The sequence below is a fragment of the Pseudoflavonifractor capillosus genome (assembly GCF_016899775.1).
In the GTDB taxonomy this organism is placed as follows: domain Bacteria; phylum Bacillota; class Clostridia; order Oscillospirales; family Oscillospiraceae; genus Lawsonibacter.
Map to the genome: position 1 here is coordinate 1 of NZ_JACJJE010000026.1, position 18492 is coordinate 18492.

The following is an 18492-nucleotide window of genomic DNA, read 5'->3' on the forward strand; positions in this document are numbered from 1 at the left end:
CGCAAATGCCTAGGCTGGAAATCTCCTCTTGAACTCTTTTTTCACAAACCGTTGCACTTCACTTGACAATCCGCCCGATGGGAAAGTAACCAAAGGATCGCCGGGGGACGCCGCCGACGGGCACTTCGTGCCCATAGGACCGCCACCCTATCCCCTCTGTCGCTTCGCGACATCTCCCCCTGACAGGGGGAGTCGGCCCCCGGCCCCCATTACGGGGGGACGCGTACCTGTCAGGTTTTGCAAAATTTCCGGCGCGCAAAATCTGAGTGGCTGGTGCCTATCACTGCCGGGCCACTGGGCCCTGGCATTCCCAAAATTGTTGTTGGTGCGGTTCCACTTCTGCGCCTGGCTTTGCCGAGCAGGTGATAGCTGGTTTCTTGCCGCGGGCCGGTCTGGGACCGGCCCCTACAATAAAAATGGATGGCTTCCGAATACGTCGTAGGGGCGGGGCCAAGACCCACCCGTCCAGGAATCAAATATGTTCTTGTAGAACCGTAGGGGCGACCCTTACGGTCGCCCGAGATGGATGCGGAATCAGGTTTCGGTTTTCTTTGTAGGGGCGGCTATCGGCCGCCCGCAAGCCTTCCCCCTTTCAGGGGGAAGGTGCCTCAGTGCGCGCACTGGGGCGGATGAGGGTGCGCTCTTGAGACGCGGGCCGGTCTGGGACCGGCCCCTACCATAAAAATGGATGGCTTCCGAATACGTCGTAGGGGCGGGTCCAAGACCCGCCCGTTCAGGGATTCAAATATGTTCTTGTAAAACCGTAGGGGCGGCACACCGGGCCGCCCGTATGTAAAAACAGGGCGTGGTCCCCCGCGCCCTGCCATGCTTTATTGGTTTTGTTCCCTCCACAACTCCTGGACCTGTGCCTTGCCTGCGGTATACCAGGTAGGGTCCATCGGCTCGTTGGGCAGGTCGGTCCGGCTGTGGAGTATTCCGCTCCCGCCGCCGCTGCCATCGGGAAATTGGACTCCCTCAAACCAGCCGTAGTCTTCCGGGGTTCCTCCCACGATGATGTAGTGAAGCCCCCCATTCTTTTCCCACTGCGTCCAAACGTAAGGAGTATTTTCATTCACTTGGCTGGTCACGTCTACCCGCTGACCGTCGGCCACAAACCACAACCGGCCATTCTCCAGAGAGATAATGGTGGGCTCGCCGTTCTCGTCCAGGCCATTTGACATCGCTATCGTAGGGCCATCGTCTGCACCACCGATGGACACCCATCCTTCAGAGAAAAATTGATAAATCCGCTCTCCATAGGTCCACCCGGCCAGGGCCAGACAGGCGGCCAGAAATACGTCGGCCGTCAGCTCCTCCCAGTCCTGGGGCCGCCCCGGCAGGACCCGGGCCGCGATGGCCGACAGGTAAGGGGTGTACCGGTCCATCAGGGCCTCCAGCCCCGCCGGGTCCCCCCGGCGCAGTTTCTGCATGATCTCCTGCTCCTGAATGTCCGCCGCCTCCCTTCTGCTCTGAAACGCGTCTCACCCTTTATAACACAGATTTCCCGCCTTTGGTTTCCGGTTTTCAAAAATTTTGTCCCGGACAAAAAAGTGCTTGACAGGCCGGGGGAAACGTGGTAGAGTATCAATTACCTGTGAAAGGGGCTTTCTTGTCGTGCGCATTTTTACGGTGTCATGCGTTCCGACCCCCTCCTCCGGCTGACCGGAACACAGGGAGGCAATGGCCGGACCCCACCGTACCGTCTCTTCGCGCAGAGGTTCCCCTCTGCGCTTGTGCGACGCTGGATTCGGCCGCAGGCCGCGTCCGGCGTTTTTTCGTTGCCGCGGCTGTGAAAGCGGGGGCCGCCCCGCAAAACAATAAGGAGGTGCCGAACCTATGGCAAGCAAAGCCGGCGCGCGCATTAAGATCACCCTGCGGTGCTCTGAGTGCAAGCAGAGAAACTACAACACCATGAAGAACAAGAAGAATACCCCTGACCGTCTGGAGCTGAACAAGTACTGCCCCTTCTGCAGAAAGCACACCGTCCACAATGAGACGAAGTGATCCCACTGGAACGGCTGAAAGGAAAGAAGGGTAGTCAGAATGGCTGAGAACGAAAAAGTGGAGCAGAACACCCAGCCTGCTTCCAGCAAGGCCGACAAGGCCAAAAAGGACAAGAAGTCCGAGAAGAAGCCCGGCGTCTTTGCCCGCATCGGCCGCTGGTTCCACGAGCTGAAGGTGGAGTTGAAGAAGGTCGTCTGGCCCACCAGAAAGCAGACCCTCAACAACACCCTGATCGTTATTGCCTGTGTGGTCTTCGTGGGCATCTTCATCTGGCTGTTTGACGCGGTGGCTGGCGCTCTGATTCGGGCGCTGTTCCACCTGTTTTCCTAAAGTCAGGTGAGCGGCATGGCTGACAATCTGAATTGGTATGTGGTCCACACCTACTCCGGCTATGAGAACACGGTGAAGGCCACCATCGAGAAGTACGTGGAAAACCGCCACCTGCAGGATGTGATCCATGAGATCAGCATCCCCATGGAGACGGTCACCGAGATCACCGACAACGGTCCCAAGGAAGTGGAGCGCAAGGTGTTCCCCGGCTATGTGCTGGTCAAGATGGTGATGAACGACGAGACCTGGCACGTGATCCGGAACATCCGGGGCGTCACCGGTTTCCTGGGCGAGGGGAACAACGCCATCCCCTTGTCCGAGGAGGACGTAGCCGCTCTGGGCGTGGAGAAGCGTGAAATCGTGGTCGGCTATCAGGCCGGCGACAGTGTGAAGATCACCGACGGCGCCCTGGAGTCCTTCCTGGGCACCGTGGAAGAGGTCGACCTGGACCGGGGCAAGGTCCGGGTGGTCGTCTCCATGTTCGGACGGGAGACCCCCGTAGAGCTGGAGTTGGACCAGGTGGAGCCCATCGGCGGGTAAGAGACCCCGGCTGGCTCCCCCGCGGCGTCAAGCCGCATGACGTGGGAGGGACGGCGCCGTCCGTCCCGCCAAACCGGACGCAGAGCGTCCTATTCAACCACATTTTTTCAATGGAGGTGCTCTTTCGTGGCACAGAAAGTAACTGGATATGTAAAACTTCAGATCCCCGCCGGCAAGGCGACTCCCGCCCCCCCGGTCGGCCCCGCCCTGGGCCAGCACGGCGTGAACATCGCCGCTTTTACCAAGGAGTTCAATGAGCGCACCAAGAACGACGTGGGCATGATCATCCCCGTCATCATCACTGTGTACGCCGACCGCTCCTTCACCTTCGTGACCAAGACTCCCCCCGCTGCGGTGCTGATCAAGAAGGCCTGCAACATCGAGTCCGGCTCCGGTGTGCCCAACAAGACCAAGGTGGCCACCATCAGCAAGGAGGATGTGCGCAAGATCGCGGAGACCAAGATGCCCGACCTGAACGCCGCCAGCATCGAGGCCGCCATGAGCATGATCGCCGGTACTGCCCGCTCCATGGGCGTCGTCGTGGGCGAGTAAGGAGGGTGTAAACAATGTTTAGAGGCAAGAAATATCAGGAGAGCGCCAAGAAGATCGAGAAGAATACTCTGTACGATACCAACGAGGCCATGGATCTGGTGGTAAAGACCGCCACCGCCAAGTTCGACGAGACCGTCGAGCTCCACGTGAAGCTGGGCGTCGACTCCCGTCACGCTGACCAGCAGGTCCGCGGCGCCATCGTGCTGCCCCACGGCACCGGCAAGACCCAGCGCGTGCTGGTCTTCGCCAAGGCCGCCAAGGCTGACGAGGCCCGTGCCGCCGGCGCCGACTACGTGGGCGAGATGGACCTGGTGGAGAAGATCCAGAAGGAGAACTGGTTCGACTTCGACGTGGTCGTGGCCACTCCCGACATGATGGGCGTTGTGGGCCGTCTGGGTAAGGTTCTGGGCCCCAAGGGCCTGATGCCCTCCCCCAAGGCCGGCACCGTCACCATGGACGTGACCAAGGCCGTCAACGAGATCAAGGCCGGTAAGGTGGAGTACCGTCTGGACAAGACCAACATCATTCACTGCCCCATCGGCAAGGTCTCCTTCGGCCCCGAGAAGCTGGCTGAGAACTTCAACGCCCTCATGGGCGCCATCGTGAAGGCCAAGCCCGCCGCCGCCAAGGGCCAGTATATCAAGAGCTGCGTGGTGGCTTCCACCATGGGCCCCGGCGTCAAGGTCAACGGCGCCAAGCTGGTGTAATCCTAACATATCCCAGGCGCGGCCCCTCTGGGGCCGCGCCTCAGCTTGTCGAAAAACTTTTTCGACAAGCTGACATCACTTTTCAGAACGTTAAAACGTTCTGAAAAGTGGTTTGATTGAACGTGAAAGAAAACCCTGACGGTTTTCTTTCACAGTATCTTTCCCTCCGAACCCTTTGGCTAATCATTTTTTTGACAGTCTGCGGCGCGGTCCCTCCGGGGCCACGCCTTTCCTTTTCTTGTTTCCGGGGCGAATGGGCGGACATTTCTAAATTTTTATTAAAATTTCACCTTCTGCCCTTTACAGCGCCCGCTTTTTGGAGTAAACTAAGCACAAATGTTCCATACCCATTTCTAGGAGGTGTTTTCGATGGATGAGATGGACTTCACCCGAAAATTCCGGTTGGGCGACCAGCGGGATTTGGAGATCAAGGCGATCCTGGCCTCTGTGTACCAGGCGCTGCAGGAAAAGGGCTATAACCCAGTCAATCAGATCGTCGGCTACATCCTCTCCGAAGACCCCACGTATATCACCAACCACAACAACGCCCGCGCCCTCATTCGCAAGGTGGACCGGGACGAGCTGCTGCAGACTTTGGTGAAATACTATCTGACCCACTGACCCAAACGGCCCGCCGGAGCGATCCAGCGGGCCGTTTTTTGATTGGAGGAATCCCCCGTGAACATCCTAGTCAGCGCCTGCCTTCTGGGCACCCCTTGCCGCTACGACGGGACTGGAAAGCTGGAACCGGCTCTGGAGCGGCTCCGCGCCCAGGGTCACTCCCTGGTCCCCGTCTGCCCGGAGGTGCTGGGCGGGCTGCCCACCCCCCGCCCTCCGGCGGAGCGCCAGCCGGACGGCCGGGTGGTCACCCGGGAGGGCGTCGATGTGACGGCGGAGTACCGCGCCGGGGCGGAGCGGGTCCTGGAGCTTGCCCGGGCACACGGCTGCACCATGGCGGTGCTCAAGGAGCGATCCCCCTCCTGCGGCCGTGGGCAGATCTACGACGGGACCTTTTCCCACACCTTGATCCCCGGCTCCGGGGTGGCCGCCCAGCTGCTGGAGGAGCAGGGAATCGCCGTCTATGGTGAGTCCCTCCTGGATGAGCTGATAGGCCAACTGTCTGCCGAGGGATGACAAACCGTCCGCCTGGCTCCCGCCCGGCGGACCTTTTTACTTTGCCCCCGGCGGAACTGACAGAGAAAAGGTGACCACTCCCTCCGCCGACGGGGCCAGGGTACACTGTGGGATGTAAAACTCCAATCCCTCCGGGGTGCGGCAGCACCGGTAGGGGGACAGCCAGCGCCGGAGCCGCACTCCGAAGTCCGGGTCCAGAAAGCAGTCCCCCGCCGCCCGCCTAGCCTCCCCCTGCTCCCGAAGCTTGCGGGTCAGATGGAGCCACCACCGCCGGTCCCCCGGAAAATAGCTCCGCACCGGCAGAGGGACCCCCTCGGGCAGCTTCCACAGATCCCCGGTGCGCACCTGGAGGGGCCGGCCGTCCCCCCGCACCTCCCAGGCGTCCATGCGGATGGAGAGGGTGCCCTCATCCTGAAAGAGGACCTCCCCAGAGAGCCGGGCAGCCCAGGGACGGAATGGCCGGGATGCCTCCCGGCATCGGACCAGATCCAGACAGGCGTTCCAATAGGTCTCCCGGCCCCAGCGGCTCCGCCAGGCCCCCGCCAGCCGCTGGTAGTAGCGGCTGATCCGCTCCTCTCCCCTGCCGCCCCCTGTCAGCTGGGGAAGGGACAGGTCCAGCTCCAGCACCGGGATCTTCTCCAGGGTCAGGACCCGCTTCTCCTCCTTCCACTGAACCTGAGGCAGGGGCTCCTTCCCGCGCTTCTCTGTCATGTTATCCCCTCCTTTTTTCCGTCCATCCTATGTTTTTTGACCGGGGAGGGTTCCCAAAGGAGTCTGAGGCAAATCAGGGTTGGGCGCCCCTCCTGTAATTTACCTAGAGGCGGGCCGATGAGGACATCGGCCCCCACGCATATGGTTCCATCTCTCCGCAGAGGCGCCCCTTGGGGCTCCCGCCGACCACAGGAAGCGGGCGGCCCGGTGTGCCGCCCCTACGGCGTATCCAGCACCAGCACCGTTGGCTCGGCCAAGTCAGGCGCAGAAGTTAAACCGCACCAGCGGGGCAATTTTTGTAAACTCAGGGCCCAGTGGCCCGGAATAACATGCAGAAAGCCACTCAGATTTTGCGCGCCGGAAATGTTGCAATTCTTAACAGGTACGCGTCCCCCGTAATAGGGGTTCTAGGGGACGGGCGTCATGGAGGCGGGAGGCCTTGCCGAACCGCCGATTGCGCCCGCCCCCTAGCGGTTCTTTGGTGACTTTCTGGCCGTCCAGAAAGTCACTCGCCGCCGGGGCGGCGAAATCTCCCCGTTCAGGAAAGACGGCGTGCCCTACGTACAAAAAAGCCTCTCCCTCATCGTCCCCTCATCCGTCTGGCCTAACGGCCAGCCACCTTCCCCCCAAGGGGAAGGCTTTGGGGAGGATTGCCCCCTCATCCGGACCCTGTGGGCCACCTTCTCCCAGGGGGAAGGCTTTCGGAAACTCCCTGCATTTCCTGTTTACTTTCACAAGCTAGTGTGTTACAATATAAAAAACATCCCACTTGCCGCGGGAAAGGAGCGTCCTATGTCCAAATTTTATGACAAGCCCTCCAGCGACCTGCTGTATCAGGCCCTGCTGCAGGTCCACACCCTGGAGGAGTGCCGCCAGTTTTTACAGGACCTGTGCACGGTGTCTGAGCTGAAAGCCATGGAACAGCGCATGGAAGTGGCCATGCTGCTGGACCAGGGGCTCATTTACAGTGAGATTTTGGAGCGCACCGGGGCCTCCAGCGCCACCATCAGCCGGGTGAACCGCTGCCTCCACTATGGGGCGGACGGCTACCGCACGGTGATCCCCCGTCTGAAGGAGGAGAACCATGGGGAGCTATGAGTTTCTGGCCGGGTGCTACGACGAACTGACCTACGACGTGGGCTACTCCGCCTGGGTGGACTACATCGAGGCCCACTTCCGCAAGCGCGGGCTTCCCGGCAAAACCGTGCTGGATCTGGCCTGCGGCACCGGCTCCCTCACCCGGGAACTGGCCCAGCGGGGCTATGAGATGATCGGGGTGGACCGCTCCCCGGAGATGCTCTCCGAGGCGGCCGAGAAGAACCGGGACGCGGGGGAAGTTCCCCCGATCTTTTTGTGTCAGTCCATGGACAAGCTGGATCTGTACGGCACCATTGACGCCTGCGTATGCTGTCTGGACAGCGTCAACTATGTCACCGACCCTAAACAGCTGCGGAAGGCCTTCCAGCGGGTCTACCTGTTTCTTATGCCGGGTGGGCTGTTTTTGTTTGACATCAACACTCCCAGCAAGCTCCAGGGACTGGACGGCCAGGTCTTTCTGGACGAGACGGAGGACACCTACTGTGTCTGGCGGGCGGAGTACTCCAAGCGGAGCCGGATCTGCTCCTACTTCATGGATCTGTTCCGTCTGGACCAGGAGACCGGCCTGTGGGAGCGGGGCGAGGAGCTCCACCAGGAGCGGTCGTATGAGCCGGGGGAGCTGGTGGAGTACCTCCGGGAGGCGGGGTTCCAGGACATCCGTCAGTACGGCAACCGAAAAATGCGTCCCCCCAAGCCCGGCGAGGACCGGATCTTTTTTACCGCCCGGAAGGACCCCCGCATGACCACCCAGGTCTGAGGTCCTCCTCCTTTTCTTTCCCATCACAGATGTACAAGGAGAATATGACATGCGCGACGAAATCGTAAGAGCCATTACGGCGGACGGCCTGGTCAAGGCCGCCGCCATCACCGGCCGTGACCTGGTGGAACGGGCCCGGAATATCCATACCCTTCTGCCTGTGGCCACTGCCGCACTGGGGCGGACCCTCATGGCCGCCTCCCTGATGGGGGACGCCATGAAGATCGACGGCTCCTCCCTCACCCTGCAGATCAAAGGCGGCGGCCCCCTGGGCACCATCCTGGCCGTGTCCGATGAGGCGGGCAACGTGCGGGGCTATGTGCAGAATCCCCACGTGGAGCTCATGGAGAAGGCCCCCGGCAAGCTGGACGTGGGCCGGGCCGTGGGTGAGACGGGCAGCCTCACCGTCATCAAGGACCTGGGGATGAAGGAGCCCTATGTGGGCACCATCGACCTGCTGTCCGGAGAGATCGCCGACGACATCGCCGCCTACTTCGTGGAGAGCGAGCAGATCCCCACCGCCTGCGCCCTGGGGGTGCTGGTGGGCACCGATCAGAGCGTGACCTCCGCGGGCGGCTACCTGATCCAGCTCCTCCCCGGGGCGGGCGAGGACATCATCACCAAGATCGAGGCCGGCGTGCAGCGGGTGGGCTCGGTGAGCCACGCCCTGGAGGGCGGTCTGGACGGGGCCGGCCTGCTCCGGGCGGTGCTGTCCGACTTTGACCTGGAGATCCTGGAGACCCACCCGGTGGAGTACCGCTGCTACTGCTCCCGGGACCGGGTCACCCGGGCCCTGATCAGCATGGGCCGTGAGGAGCTCTCCTCCCTCATCCAGGAGCAGGGCCAGGCGGAGCTCACCTGCCAGTTCTGCGACAAGATCTACCGCTACTCCAAGGAGGATCTGGAGGAGATTTTGGCCAATATGTAACCGTTTCTGACGTTCCCATGCAATTTCTTTCACATGATAAAAATTCGCCTCCGGTCTCTCCGGAGGCGAATTTTTCAGCTTATTCTGCGAAAAACGGCGGAACCATCAGTCCACCTTGGGGCCGGCGGCCACCAGCGCCTTGCCGGCGTCGTTGGTGGTGTACTTGGCGAAATTCTTCACGAAGCGGGCCGCCAGGTCCTTGGCCTTGGTATCCCACTCAGCGGCGTCCGCGTAAGTATCCCGGGGGTCCAGGATGGCGGGGTCCACGCCGGGCAGAGCGGTGGGCACCTCAAAGTTGAAGTAGGGGATGGTCTTGGTGGGGGCGGTCAGGATAGAGCCGTCCAGGATGGCGTCGATGATGCCGCGGGTATCCTTGATGGAGATGCGCTTGCCGGTGCCGTTCCAGCCGGTGTTCACCAGGTAGGCCTTGGCGCCGGACTTCTGCATCTTCTTCACCAGCTCCTCACCGTACTTGGTGGGGTGCAGCTCCAGGAAGGCCTGGCCGAAGCAGGCGGAGAAGGTGGGAGTGGGCTCGGTGATGCCCCGCTCGGTGCCGGCCAACTTGGAGGTGAAGCCGGACAGGAAGTAATACTGGGTCTGCTCCGGGGTCAGGATAGACACGGGGGGCAGCACGCCGAAGGCGTCGGCGGACAGGAAGATCACGTTCTTGGCATCGGGGCCGGCGGACACGGGGCGCACGATCTTCTCGATGTGGTCGATGGGGTAGGAGACGCGGGTGTTCTCGGTGACGGAGTCGTCCGCGAAGTCGCAGTGGCCGTTCTCGTCCACGGTCACGTTCTCCAGCAGGGCGTTGCGCTTGATGGCGTTGTAGATGTCGGGCTCGGCGTCCTTGTCCAGGTTGATGACCTTGGCGTAGCAGCCGCCCTCGAAGTTGAACACACCGTTGTCGTCCCAGCCGTGCTCGTCGTCGCCGATAAGCAGACGCTTGGGGTCGGTGGACAGGGTGGTCTTGCCGGTGCCGGACAGGCCGAAGAACAGAGCAGTGTTCTCGCCGTTCATGTCGGTGTTGGCGGAGCAGTGCATGGAGGCCATGCCCTTCAGGGGCAGGTAGTAGTTCATCATGGAGAACATGCCCTTCTTCATCTCGCCGCCGTACCAGGTGTTCAGGATGACCTGCTCCCGGGAGGTGAGGTTGAAGATGGCGGCGGTCTCGGAATTCAGGCCCAGCTCCTTATAGTTCTCCACCTTGGCCTTGGCGGCGTTGTAGGAGATGAAGTCGGGCTCGAAGTTCTCCAGCTCCTCGGCGGTGGGCTGGATGAACATATTCTTGACGAAGTGGGCCTGCCATGCCACCTCCATGATGAAGCGGATGGCCATACGGGAGTCATGGTTGGCGCCGCAGAACACGTCCATCACGAACAGGCGCTTGTTGGACAGCTGCTCCTGCGCCAGCTTCTTGCAGGCGTCCCAAGCCTCCTGAGAGGCGGGCTTGTTGTCGTTTTTGAACTCGTCAGAGGTCCACCACACGGTATCCCGGGAGGTATCGTCCATTACGATAAACTTGTCCTTGGGGGAACGGCCGGTGTAGATGCCGGTCATGACGTTGACGGCACCCAGGTCGGTGACCTGTCCCTTGTCATAGCCCTCCAGGCCGGCCTTGGTCTCCTCCTCAAACAGGAACTCATAGGAGGGATTGCGGATAATCTCCGTGGTACCAGTAATACCATACTTGCTCAGATCAATGGTTGCCATTTGAATGACCTCTTTTCTGAATGATCTTCCAGCCGCCGGGCATCCGCCCGGGCAGCGGAGCGTGTCCCAAAACATTTATAATAATACACGTTAGCCGGACTAAAGTCAATCGCATTCAGAATTGCAATTTAGTTATAGCTTTTATTGCATTTTACATATTTGACAGCGGTTTTGTCAGCTGAATTCCGGGAAAAACAGAGGATTTCAGCCCTCGGCCCGGCGCAGCGCTTTGGAAAGGGCGGCGAAGTCGGAAATTGACAGCCGCTCGCCCCGGATATTCTCCGGCAAGCCGCAGCTGGAGACCGCATTGGAGATTTCTTCCTTGGAGAGCGGACCCCCTAAGGACGCGCTTAAACTGTTCACCAGTGTCTTTCTCCGCTGGGCGAAGGCAGCCCGGACCACCCGGAAGAAGTGGGCCTCGTCATCCACCTCCGGAGGCGGCGGGCAGGGAACCATGCGCAGCACGGAGGAAGTGACCTCGGGGGCGGGCAGGAAGCACTCCGGCGGCACGTCAAAGAGGAGCTCCGGCTGGGTGTGGTACTGGCAGAACACCGAAAACGCCCCATAGTCCGCCGTCCCCGGGGCGGCGCAGATCCGCCGGGCCACCTCCCGTTGGATCATCACGGTAATGGTCTTGAAGCACCCAGCCTCAATGAGGGCGGTGATGGCTGGGGTGGTAATGTTATAAGGCAGGTTGGCGCAGGCCAGAGGGGTGAGTCCCGAGAACTTCTCCCCCACCAGAGCCGGAATGTCCGTCTTCAAAATATCGCCCGGACACACCTCCGCATTGGGACAGTCGGCCAGCGTCTCCTCCAGAATGGGCAGCAGAGAGCGGTCCAGCTCCACCGACGCCACCTTGTCTGCCCGTTTGGCCAGTTCCCGGGTAAGGGGGCCGATGCCCGGTCCCACCTCCAGCACACCGGTCCCCTCCCCTGCTCCCGAGGCCGCCGCGATGTCCTGAGGCACCCAGGACTGGATCAGGAAATTCTGCCCCATACTCTTGGAGAAGCGGAAGCCGTGGCGGGCCAGCAGGGCCTTGATCTCGTTGATGCTGCATAAATCCATAGCTCATCCTCATTTCGGTTCACGTTTCCTCCAATATAGAAGAAAAACCGGAGTCCGTCAAGAGAATTTCTTGCCCATGCGGGCGGGCTGTGATACAATTTTCTGCACACAAGCGGCCGCGCAGTGCGCGGAGCAGAGAACAGAGGAGGCAGACGCCATGAAAGGACTTCTGTGGCAGCCGGGGCGGCTGGGCCCCGTGGAGCTGCGCAACCGGACCATCCGCTCGGCCACCAACGAGCACCTGTCCCAACCGGACGGCCAGCTGACCCAGGCGTGGGCGGAGACCCTGGCGGAGCTGGCCCGGAACGAAGTGGGACTGGTCATCACCGGCCACCTGTGTGTGGACCGCACCCAGCGGGCGGACGAGGGCCAGCCGGTGCTGGACAGCCAGACCGACCGGACCCTGCTGGCCCAGGCGGCGGAGGAGGTCCACCGGGCCGGCGGGCGCATCGCCGCCCAGCTCAGCCACAGCGGGAAGAAGGCCATGGAGGCGGTCAACGGCCGGCCGGCCAAGGCTCCGGAGGACTTCTCCCCCGAGGAGCTGGACCGGCTGGTGGAGCAGTTCCGCCTGGGGGGACAGCTATGCCGGGAAGCTGGCTTTGACGCGGTCCAGATCCACACCGCCCACGGGTACCTGCTGTCCAATTTCCTCAACCCCGCAGAAAATCTCCGTACGGACCAGTACGGCGGCAGCCTGGAGAACCGCTTTCGCCTTGTGGGCCGCATCCTCCAGGCGGCCCGGGAGGCGTGCGGGCCGGAGATGGCCCTGCTGGTGAAGGCGGACTGCAACGGCTGCGGCGACCTGCGCCGTCTGCTGGAGCTCTATCAGGAGGCCGACGTGGACGGGGTGGAGCTCAGTGGCGTGGACTTTGCCGCCCGGGCCGGAGAGAAGTCCCCCTTCTATCTCCAGGAGGCCCTTCGGGCTATGGATGGAATCCAGGTCCCCCTCAGCCTGGTGGGCGGCATCTTCGACCTGGAGACGGCGGAGGCGGTGCTGGAGCAGGGCTTCTCCTTTGTCTCCTTCAGCCGCGCCCTCATCTGCCAGCCGGATTTTATCGCCCGCATGAAGCGGGGGGCACAGACCAAGAGCGCCTGTCTGGCCTGCAACGGGTGCTATCAGATCTACCGCCGCCGCCCGGTGCGCTGCGTTCAGCACAAGGACCCCATCCCTCAGCTGGAGAAGGTGTTTGGGTGTTCCATGTGACCGGGGCCGGGCCGTCCGCCGGAGCCGGATTGTCTCCGGCAGACGGCCCAAAAATTATGCTTGCAAAATTTCCGGTCTTTCGCTATAATATAAAAGCTATCCTGAAAAAGGGCGGTCTGCCGGTGTGATGGAATTGGTAGACGTAGTGGACTCAAAATCCACCGCTGGCGACAGCGTACCGGTTCGAGTCCGGTCACCGGCACCAAAATAAAAGGCAACTGCTTTCGCAGTTGCCTTTTATTTTGGGTTCCGGCCGCCGAAGGCGACCTCCACCCTTCGGTATTTGAATGCTCAGGGCGGCGGAGCCGCCCTTCCGCCAAGGTTTTTGCCTCCGGCAAAAACGCTTGTACGGCGCACTCGCGCCGCGGCCCAGAAGGGCCGTTGGGAGATTCTCCTACAACGGTCCCGTTAATCCAAAATATCGATTTTAACCGTCCCTTCCAAAATGAAAGGTCATTCCCTTTCATTTCGGGTTCCGGCCGCCGGAGGCGGCCTCCACCCTTCGGTATTGGAATGCTCAGGGCGGCGAAGCCGCCCCTCCGCCAAGGTTTTTGCCTGCGGCAAAAACGCTTGTACGGCGCACCCGCGCCGCGGCCCAGAAGGGCCGCCGGGCACTTCTAGGCTCGCCGTTTTAAACCTGAAATATGAACTTCAACCACCCCATCCACATGTTTTGGAAAACTCCGCAAACTTTTTCTCTTCCCCATCCGTCTATTCATCAGGACACCGCAGAAAGGACCGTTGCAAGTGGCGAAAAAGCGCGAGGCGCTGCTCACCGACTATTTCACCCGGGAGCAGGCCGGGTTCTACCGGCTGGCCTACAGCTACCTGAAAAACCGGGAGGAAGCGCTGGACGCAGTGCAGACGGCGGTGTGCCGGGCCTGGGAGCGGCAGGACAGCCTGCGGGACCCATCGGCCCTGCATACCTGGTTCTGCCGCATCCTGGTCAACGCATGCACAGACCTGCTCCGCCAGCGCGGACGGGTGACCTACGTTCCCCTGGAGGACCTGAAGGAGGGGGGCTATGAGGACCCCCTCCCCGCCGACGACAGCCTGGCCGCCCGGGTGGACGCCCTCCCTCCCGAAGTGGCCACCGTCATCCGCCTGCGCTTTTACGAGGAGCTCTCCCTGAAGGAGATCAGCGCCGTCACCGGCGCGCCCCTGAGCACGGTCAAAACCCGGCTGTACACCGGTCTGAAAAAGCTGCGTGTCTCGTTGGAAGGAGTGTACGACCTATGAAGGAGTTTGAGAAACTGAAAGCGGAGTACGACGCCACCCCTATCCCACAGGAACTGAACGACCGGATTCAGCAGGGCATGCGGCAGGGCCGCCGCCGCCGCGTCCTTCGGATCTGCCGCCGCTCTCTGGGGACGGCGGCCGCCTGTCTGGTGGTGGCGGTGGGCGTATTGAACGTCTCTCCCCCGGTGGCCGCCGCCGCCGCGGACCTCCCTGTGTTGGGCCCCCTGTTTCAAGTGCTCACCGTCCGGGCATATGATCAGACCGAAGACGGGATCGACTACCATGTGAGCGTTCCCGGAGTCATCTCCGACAGTGAGCTGGCCCAGCGGGTCAACCAGGAGATCCAGGAGCGGGTGGACGCCCTCACCGCTCAGGCCCAGCAGGACTGGGAGGACTACCGGGAGGTCTTCTTCGCCACCGGCGGCACCCAGCAGCAGTGGGATGAGCGGGAGATGGACGTAATCGTCGACTATGAGATCAAATCCCAGTCGGAAAACGCCGTCTCCTTTACCGTGGATTTCGGCGAAGGGTGGGTCACCGCCGCCCAGGAGCGGTACTGCTATAACCTGGATTTAGCCGAAAACCGGGATATCACCCTCCGGGACCTGCTGGGGGACGCCTGGGTGGAACGATGCAACCAGGCGGTCCAGAGCTATATCGCCGCCCACACGGACGAGCACGGCTACACCCTCTTCTTTGATTCCGAGGCGGGAGGCTTCACCACGGTGGATGAGAGCACCCGGTTTTATATCCGCTCCGACGGTATCCCCGTCCTGATGTTCCAGGAGTACACCATCGCCGCCGGCGCCGCCGGCATCGTGGAGATCCCGGTGGAGGATACCCAGACATAATCCGCGGAACAATCAAACCAATGAAAAAGGCCGCCCAAATGGGCGGCCTTTTCGCGCCTGCTGCGCGTACTGCCGGAGATTCGGCAGGGTCACAGGCCCCCAGGAGGGGCCCTGGTATGGGACAGCATGCGGGGATAGACGCCTCGGGGCAGAGCCCCGTCGGGCCATCCCCCTCTCCGCCTTTCGCTGGGGTTCTTTCGTTCAAGCTTCGCCGGGAATCCGGCTGGGCTTCCATCCGAATGATATCTTCCGTACCAACTCAGAGTAAATTCCTCTGATTTCTCTCCGGCACCGGCTTAAGAGAGCCTTCTTTCCCAGGGCGTTCCCCCGGGACAGGTTTCCTCCGGTCTTTGGGACCAGATGCCTGCTCTCTCGCCTTTCGCCAAAGGAGAGACGGTCCAGCACCGGCTTAGGGAGGGGAGAAAACTCCCCGCCTCGGCTGTCCGAGTCTAGTATGTCCCCAAAGTTTCGCTCCATGCGGGTTTAGGCTTGGAATATTTGTCCAAACTATACATATCCTTACTACTGAGATCACACCCCGGAAAGGAGCATCCGCCATGTCTCTCCGTCTCTCCTCCGCCCGCCGCCGGGAAAAGGCCGCCCGGGAGGCGGAACGCCGGGAGCTGATCGCCTCTCTGGCCAGCACCCGCACCCTCATCCAACAGGCCTACGGCGGCTTCAACACCGTCAGCGACAGCGATCTGATCGAGTCCTACGTCTTTGAGATCAAGGCCCTCCAGTCCCGGTACGACTACCTGCTCCGCCGGGTCAAGGAGCTGGAGTGCGCCCCATGACCGGCGAGTTCTCCCCCTGGGGAGCGCTGGCCCTGCTGCTTCTGGCCGCCCTGGCCCTGTTTCACAGGCCCCTGGGCTGCCTGCTCCGGCTGGCGGTGCGCTCCTCGGTGGGGCTGGCCGTCCTGGCCCTGTTCAGCTCGGTGGGGCACTACATCGGAGTCAACCTGGGGGTCAATCTGGTGAACGCCCTGGTGCTGGGGGTGCTGGGGGTCCCCGGCTTCGGCCTGCTGCTGATGCTCCAGTGGGCGCTGCGGTAACTCCCCTCTCCCGGCGCGGAAAGGCCGGCGCTTTTGCAAGCGCCGGCCTTTTCTGTATCCATGATGTATGATTCCGTCAATCCGGGAAGCCGTCTGTCTGAGCGGGCCCCTGGGGGCCTTTGGCCTTCTCCTCCTCCACCATGCGCTCCCGCTCGGCCAGGCCCTGGAGGACCTGAATGGCGTAGTCGATGGCGGGGATGGCCCGGGCGGAGCAGTACTGCCGGACCTGCTTGAGCTCGTGAATGGCGTATTGCGCGGTCATAACATGGACCCCCTCTCCGTTTTCCTGTTTTTATTATAGCACAGAGGCGGCCTCTTGCGCAAGAGCCCAGGGGCGAACCGGCTCACACCTCCCCCGCCACCAGGAGAGGGACGGACAGGGCCAGCAGGGCCCAGGCGGCGGTCCCGCCCGGCGGGATGAGGCCGGTAAAGGGGAGCAGGGCGGAGCATGCCGCCAGTCCCCGCCCCGCCCACCGGAGCAGGCCCTGGAGCCTCATGGTCAAAACTCCTTTCGGTCCACAATGCGGCAGGAGATCAGGAAGGAGAGCCCCAAGCACGCCAGTCCCGCCAGGGGGAGCAGGGCAATTACCCCCAGCGCGCTGGTTTCCGGTATCTGGTTCAGGAATTCCAGGCTCAGGCCCAGGTCAGGACCAAACCCCAGCAGCAGAAAGACGGCAACAAAGGGGATTAAAATGACGGCGAACAGGTAGGGCCGGGCCCGCTCCGGCCCCAGCTTATAGCACAGGGGGAGCATGACATCCACGATAAACAGCCCCGCCCCCATAGAGCCCAGGATGGAAGCGATATTTTCCACCAGAGACGCATCCCCAATTCCCAGACCGGCCAGCAGCAGGGCACACACAGCACTGAAGACCGCCACCACTGCCAGGATCAGCATGGTAAACAGGTACCGCGCCCCCACGACAGTCCGGGGTTCCAGGGGGAAGGACCGGGCAAAGCGGTCCCACTTGGCCGCCTCGTCAAAGGAGAAGGTGGATACTGGAACCATCATCAAAATGACGGTGGAAAAAGAGGTCACGAAGGTGACATCAAAGATGCCCAGCACTGCCAGGGCAAAATAAGCCAGCAGAAAAATGACATAAAATTTCAGATTCTTCCGACTTACCAGAATATCTTTCCAAAGAAGGCCGCTCATGCCTCTTCCCCCTTTCCTACAAACAGCATGATATCTTCTAAGGTCACTTTGTCTATCATGAGCCTGGGATATTTCTTATGGAACGCCCCCCGGTCGGGCACCAGGGCCTCGCACCCGAAGGAGCCCTTCCGCACCCGCAGCAGGTCGGACGGGTCGATGGCGCGCAGGTCGGCGGCGGAGCAGCCCACCCGGCCGTAGCGGTCCAGAATGTCGTCCTTGGCCTCGGACAGGACGATCTTCCCCTCGTGGATGTAGGTGATGTAGTCCGCCGCCTTCTCCAGGTCGCTGGTGATATGGCTGGAAATGAGGATGGCGTGGTCCTCGTCGCAGATGAAGCTCAGGAATTCATCCAGAATCTCGTCCCGCACCACCGGGTCCAGTCCGGCGGTGGCCTCGTCCAAGATCAGCAGCCTGGGCTGGTGGGCCAGGGCGGCGGCCAGAGATAACTTCATCTTCATGCCCCGGGAGAACTCCTTGATGAGCTTCTCCTCCGGGAGCTTGAATTTTTTCAGGTAGTCCGCATAGAGGTTGTCGTCCCATGTGGGATAGACGGGGCCCAGGATGCGCTTCAAATCCTTGGGACGCAGGGAGTCGTGGAAGAAGCACTCGTCCAGCACCACTCCCACCTCCAGCTTGGCGGCGCGCTCGTCGGCCACATTGTCCTTGCCCAGAATGGTGATGGTTCCGCTGTCCCGGCGGATCAGGTTCAAAATACACTTGATGGTGGTGGTCTTGCCCGCCCCGTTCTCCCCAATGAGACCCATGATGGTCCCCCCGGGGATGGTCAGATTCACATGGTCCAGGGCAAAGTCCCCGTAGGACTTGCACAGATCCTTGATTTCCAAACAGTTTTTCATGATTCGTCACCTTGATACAGTAGGTTGAGAAGTTCCTGTAATTCCTCTAAGGGGATACCGCCTTTCCGGGCCTCGTCCACCGCCTGGGTGAGGATGTCCTCCACCCGGCGCAGCTGGGCTTCCCGCAGCAGCTCCCGGTTCTGGGGGGCCACAAAGCAGCCTTTGCCGGGGACGTTCTCAAGAAACCCCTCCCGCTCCAGCTCCTCGTAGGCCCGCTTGGTGGTGATCACCGAGATGCGCAGCTCCTTGGCCAGCAAGCGCATGGACGGCAGGGCGTCCCCCGCCGCCAGGGCTCCGGTCATGATCTGCTCCTTCACCTGGTCGGTGATCTGCTCATAGATGGGTTTTCCGCTGGAATTGCTGAGAATAATATCCATTTGGCGCACCATGTAAACCGGGCGGCCGGCTGTCGGCCCTGCGCATAGGTCCGGCGCGCTCCGCCTCGGTCTGCCTTTCCTTGTCATAGTGTATATATACTATATGCACAGTATATATAGAATATACACAGTTGTCAAGGGGGGAGAAAAACTTTTTTGAAAAATCTATGATTTTCCTTGACTGTCAACCCTCTTTACCCCTTACAATGGGGGCAGAA

The 18492-nt window shown here is 61.4% G+C and carries 24 protein-coding genes and 1 tRNA gene; 16 read left to right on the forward strand and 9 right to left on the reverse strand.

Annotated elements, in window-relative coordinates:
- Positions 1 to 830 precede the first annotated feature (830 nt).
- Complete coding sequence (locus H6B31_RS09440) at positions 831 to 1430, reverse strand: hypothetical protein (RefSeq protein ID WP_204898287.1); 600 nt, start codon at positions 1428 to 1430, stop codon at positions 831 to 833.
- Between the two features lie 406 nt (positions 1431 to 1836).
- Here H6B31_RS09440 and rpmG point away from each other — a divergent pair, with 406 nt between their 5' ends.
- From rpmG to H6B31_RS09475, 7 genes are all read left to right on the forward strand, one after another.
- On the forward strand, positions 1837 to 2004 hold the full coding sequence (gene rpmG / locus H6B31_RS09445; protein WP_008980220.1) for a 50S ribosomal protein L33: 168 nt from the start codon (positions 1837 to 1839) through the stop codon (positions 2002 to 2004).
- Positions 2005 to 2043: 39 nt separating this feature from the next.
- Positions 2044 to 2334 carry a preprotein translocase subunit SecE gene (secE, locus tag H6B31_RS09450; RefSeq protein WP_087287560.1) on the forward strand — a complete coding sequence of 97 codons (291 nt, stop codon included), beginning with the start codon at positions 2044 to 2046 and terminating at the stop codon, positions 2332 to 2334.
- A gap of 15 nt (positions 2335 to 2349) precedes the next feature.
- The gene (gene nusG / locus H6B31_RS09455) at positions 2350 to 2874 is read left to right on the forward strand and encodes a transcription termination/antitermination protein NusG (protein ID WP_204898288.1); all 525 of its coding nucleotides are present in this window, start codon (positions 2350 to 2352) and stop codon (positions 2872 to 2874) included.
- 126 nt (positions 2875 to 3000) lie between these two features.
- Complete coding sequence (gene rplK / locus H6B31_RS09460) at positions 3001 to 3426, forward strand: 50S ribosomal protein L11 (protein ID WP_087287566.1); 426 nt, start codon at positions 3001 to 3003, stop codon at positions 3424 to 3426.
- Positions 3427 to 3440: 14 nt separating this feature from the next.
- The gene (gene rplA / locus H6B31_RS09465) at positions 3441 to 4133 is read left to right on the forward strand and encodes a 50S ribosomal protein L1 (RefSeq protein ID WP_087287568.1); all 693 of its coding nucleotides are present in this window, start codon (positions 3441 to 3443) and stop codon (positions 4131 to 4133) included.
- Between the two features lie 369 nt (positions 4134 to 4502).
- Positions 4503 to 4754, forward strand: coding sequence for an IreB family regulatory phosphoprotein (locus tag H6B31_RS09470; protein WP_087287571.1), 252 nt, complete (start codon positions 4503 to 4505; stop codon positions 4752 to 4754).
- 57 nt (positions 4755 to 4811) lie between these two features.
- Positions 4812 to 5267 carry a 2-thiouracil desulfurase family protein gene (locus H6B31_RS09475; protein WP_204898289.1) on the forward strand — a complete coding sequence of 152 codons (456 nt, stop codon included), beginning with the start codon at positions 4812 to 4814 and terminating at the stop codon, positions 5265 to 5267.
- A 36-nt stretch (positions 5268 to 5303) separates the two neighbouring features.
- On the opposite strand, the gene H6B31_RS09480 is transcribed toward H6B31_RS09475, so the two are convergent.
- Positions 5304 to 5978, reverse strand: coding sequence for a polysaccharide deacetylase family protein (locus H6B31_RS09480; RefSeq protein ID WP_204898290.1), 675 nt, complete (start codon positions 5976 to 5978; stop codon positions 5304 to 5306).
- Between the two features lie 792 nt (positions 5979 to 6770).
- On the opposite strand from H6B31_RS09480, the gene H6B31_RS09485 reads away from it, so the two are divergent.
- From H6B31_RS09485 to hslO, 3 genes are read left to right on the forward strand one after another with little or no spacing between them, the layout of a single operon-like run.
- Positions 6771 to 7076 carry a YerC/YecD family TrpR-related protein gene (locus tag H6B31_RS09485; protein ID WP_204898291.1) on the forward strand — a complete coding sequence of 102 codons (306 nt, stop codon included), beginning with the start codon at positions 6771 to 6773 and terminating at the stop codon, positions 7074 to 7076.
- A complete protein-coding gene (locus H6B31_RS09490; RefSeq protein WP_204898292.1) occupies positions 7063 to 7833 on the forward strand; it encodes a class I SAM-dependent DNA methyltransferase in 771 nt (256 codons plus the stop codon). The genes H6B31_RS09485 and H6B31_RS09490 overlap by 14 nt, the downstream gene beginning before the upstream one ends.
- Positions 7834 to 7882: 49 nt before the next feature.
- Entirely contained in the window at positions 7883 to 8761 is an 879-nt protein-coding gene (gene hslO / locus H6B31_RS09495) for an Hsp33 family molecular chaperone HslO (protein ID WP_204898293.1), read from the forward strand.
- A gap of 105 nt (positions 8762 to 8866) precedes the next feature.
- On the opposite strand, the gene pckA is transcribed toward hslO, so the two are convergent.
- Together pckA and rsmA are read right to left on the reverse strand one after the other, a co-directional pair.
- Entirely contained in the window at positions 8867 to 10474 is a 1608-nt protein-coding gene (gene pckA, locus H6B31_RS09500; protein WP_204898294.1) for a phosphoenolpyruvate carboxykinase (ATP), read from the reverse strand.
- A gap of 204 nt (positions 10475 to 10678) precedes the next feature.
- Entirely contained in the window at positions 10679 to 11539 is an 861-nt protein-coding gene (rsmA, locus tag H6B31_RS09505) for a 16S rRNA (adenine(1518)-N(6)/adenine(1519)-N(6))-dimethyltransferase RsmA (protein ID WP_204898295.1), read from the reverse strand.
- A 157-nt stretch (positions 11540 to 11696) separates the two neighbouring features.
- Here rsmA and H6B31_RS09510 point away from each other — a divergent pair, with 157 nt between their 5' ends.
- From H6B31_RS09510 to H6B31_RS09535, 6 genes are all read left to right on the forward strand, one after another.
- Positions 11697 to 12743 carry an NADH:flavin oxidoreductase gene (locus H6B31_RS09510; RefSeq protein WP_204898296.1) on the forward strand — a complete coding sequence of 349 codons (1047 nt, stop codon included), beginning with the start codon at positions 11697 to 11699 and terminating at the stop codon, positions 12741 to 12743.
- Positions 12744 to 12861: 118 nt separating this feature from the next.
- Positions 12862 to 12948 (forward strand) — tRNA-Leu (locus H6B31_RS09515).
- A 542-nt stretch (positions 12949 to 13490) separates the two neighbouring features.
- On the forward strand, positions 13491 to 13982 hold the full coding sequence (locus tag H6B31_RS09520) for a sigma-70 family RNA polymerase sigma factor (protein WP_204898297.1): 492 nt from the start codon (positions 13491 to 13493) through the stop codon (positions 13980 to 13982).
- Positions 13979 to 14833 (forward strand): PdaC/RsiV family protein, encoded by an 855-nt coding sequence (locus H6B31_RS09525; RefSeq protein ID WP_204898298.1) that lies wholly within the window; start codon positions 13979 to 13981, stop codon positions 14831 to 14833. The genes H6B31_RS09520 and H6B31_RS09525 overlap by 4 nt, the downstream gene beginning before the upstream one ends.
- 557 nt (positions 14834 to 15390) lie before the next feature.
- Positions 15391 to 15627 carry a DUF2508 family protein gene (locus H6B31_RS09530; protein WP_087289945.1) on the forward strand — a complete coding sequence of 79 codons (237 nt, stop codon included), beginning with the start codon at positions 15391 to 15393 and terminating at the stop codon, positions 15625 to 15627.
- Positions 15624 to 15884 (forward strand): pro-sigmaK processing inhibitor BofA family protein, encoded by a 261-nt coding sequence (locus H6B31_RS09535; RefSeq protein ID WP_204898299.1) that lies wholly within the window; start codon positions 15624 to 15626, stop codon positions 15882 to 15884. The genes H6B31_RS09530 and H6B31_RS09535 overlap by 4 nt, the downstream gene beginning before the upstream one ends.
- Positions 15885 to 15960: 76 nt before the next feature.
- Here the strand turns inward: H6B31_RS09535 and H6B31_RS09540 are convergent, their stop codons facing one another.
- The 5 genes from H6B31_RS09540 to H6B31_RS09560 form a co-directional block, all read right to left on the reverse strand.
- The gene (locus tag H6B31_RS09540) at positions 15961 to 16146 is read right to left on the reverse strand and encodes a hypothetical protein (protein ID WP_087289949.1); all 186 of its coding nucleotides are present in this window, start codon (positions 16144 to 16146) and stop codon (positions 15961 to 15963) included.
- 82 nt (positions 16147 to 16228) lie between these two features.
- Entirely contained in the window at positions 16229 to 16387 is a 159-nt protein-coding gene (locus tag H6B31_RS09545; RefSeq protein WP_204898300.1) for a hypothetical protein, read from the reverse strand.
- The gene (locus H6B31_RS09550; RefSeq protein ID WP_204898301.1) at positions 16384 to 17040 is read right to left on the reverse strand and encodes an ABC-2 transporter permease; all 657 of its coding nucleotides are present in this window, start codon (positions 17038 to 17040) and stop codon (positions 16384 to 16386) included. The genes H6B31_RS09545 and H6B31_RS09550 overlap by 4 nt, the downstream gene beginning before the upstream one ends.
- Complete coding sequence (locus tag H6B31_RS09555; protein WP_204898302.1) at positions 17037 to 17897, reverse strand: ABC transporter ATP-binding protein; 861 nt, start codon at positions 17895 to 17897, stop codon at positions 17037 to 17039. The genes H6B31_RS09550 and H6B31_RS09555 overlap by 4 nt, the downstream gene beginning before the upstream one ends.
- On the reverse strand, positions 17894 to 18274 hold the full coding sequence (locus H6B31_RS09560; protein ID WP_204898303.1) for a GntR family transcriptional regulator: 381 nt from the start codon (positions 18272 to 18274) through the stop codon (positions 17894 to 17896). Before H6B31_RS09560 ends, H6B31_RS09555 begins: the two co-directional genes overlap by 4 nt.
- Positions 18275 to 18492 lie beyond the last annotated feature (218 nt).

Excerpts from the sequence above, each read along its gene's own strand:
- H6B31_RS09485 (WP_204898291.1), top strand. The coding sequence starts at position 6,771 with ATGTCCAAATTTTATGACAAGCCCTCCAGCGACCTGCTGTATCAGGCC.
- H6B31_RS09535 (WP_204898299.1), top strand. The coding sequence starts at position 15,624 with ATGACCGGCGAGTTCTCCCCCTGGGGAGCGCTGGCCCTGCTGCTTCTG.
- hslO (WP_204898293.1), top strand. The coding sequence starts at position 7,883 with ATGCGCGACGAAATCGTAAGAGCCATTACGGCGGACGGCCTGGTCAAG.
- nusG (WP_204898288.1), top strand. The coding sequence starts at position 2,350 with ATGGCTGACAATCTGAATTGGTATGTGGTCCACACCTACTCCGGCTAT.
- secE (WP_087287560.1), top strand. The coding sequence starts at position 2,044 with ATGGCTGAGAACGAAAAAGTGGAGCAGAACACCCAGCCTGCTTCCAGC.
- H6B31_RS09470 (WP_087287571.1), top strand. The coding sequence starts at position 4,503 with ATGGATGAGATGGACTTCACCCGAAAATTCCGGTTGGGCGACCAGCGG.
- H6B31_RS09440 (WP_204898287.1), bottom strand. The coding sequence starts at position 1,430 with ATGCAGAAACTGCGCCGGGGGGACCCGGCGGGGCTGGAGGCCCTGATG.
- rpmG (WP_008980220.1), top strand. The coding sequence starts at position 1,837 with ATGGCAAGCAAAGCCGGCGCGCGCATTAAGATCACCCTGCGGTGCTCT.
- H6B31_RS09540 (WP_087289949.1), bottom strand. The coding sequence starts at position 16,146 with ATGACCGCGCAATACGCCATTCACGAGCTCAAGCAGGTCCGGCAGTAC.
- H6B31_RS09530 (WP_087289945.1), top strand. The coding sequence starts at position 15,391 with ATGTCTCTCCGTCTCTCCTCCGCCCGCCGCCGGGAAAAGGCCGCCCGG.
- rsmA (WP_204898295.1), bottom strand. The coding sequence starts at position 11,539 with ATGGATTTATGCAGCATCAACGAGATCAAGGCCCTGCTGGCCCGCCAC.
- H6B31_RS09525 (WP_204898298.1), top strand. The coding sequence starts at position 13,979 with ATGAAGGAGTTTGAGAAACTGAAAGCGGAGTACGACGCCACCCCTATC.
- H6B31_RS09480 (WP_204898290.1), bottom strand. The coding sequence starts at position 5,978 with ATGACAGAGAAGCGCGGGAAGGAGCCCCTGCCTCAGGTTCAGTGGAAG.
- H6B31_RS09560 (WP_204898303.1), bottom strand. The coding sequence starts at position 18,274 with ATGGATATTATTCTCAGCAATTCCAGCGGAAAACCCATCTATGAGCAG.
- H6B31_RS09490 (WP_204898292.1), top strand. The coding sequence starts at position 7,063 with ATGGGGAGCTATGAGTTTCTGGCCGGGTGCTACGACGAACTGACCTAC.
- H6B31_RS09550 (WP_204898301.1), bottom strand. The coding sequence starts at position 17,040 with ATGAGCGGCCTTCTTTGGAAAGATATTCTGGTAAGTCGGAAGAATCTG.
- H6B31_RS09555 (WP_204898302.1), bottom strand. The coding sequence starts at position 17,897 with ATGAAAAACTGTTTGGAAATCAAGGATCTGTGCAAGTCCTACGGGGAC.
- rplA (WP_087287568.1), top strand. The coding sequence starts at position 3,441 with ATGTTTAGAGGCAAGAAATATCAGGAGAGCGCCAAGAAGATCGAGAAG.
- H6B31_RS09510 (WP_204898296.1), top strand. The coding sequence starts at position 11,697 with ATGAAAGGACTTCTGTGGCAGCCGGGGCGGCTGGGCCCCGTGGAGCTG.
- pckA (WP_204898294.1), bottom strand. The coding sequence starts at position 10,474 with ATGGCAACCATTGATCTGAGCAAGTATGGTATTACTGGTACCACGGAG.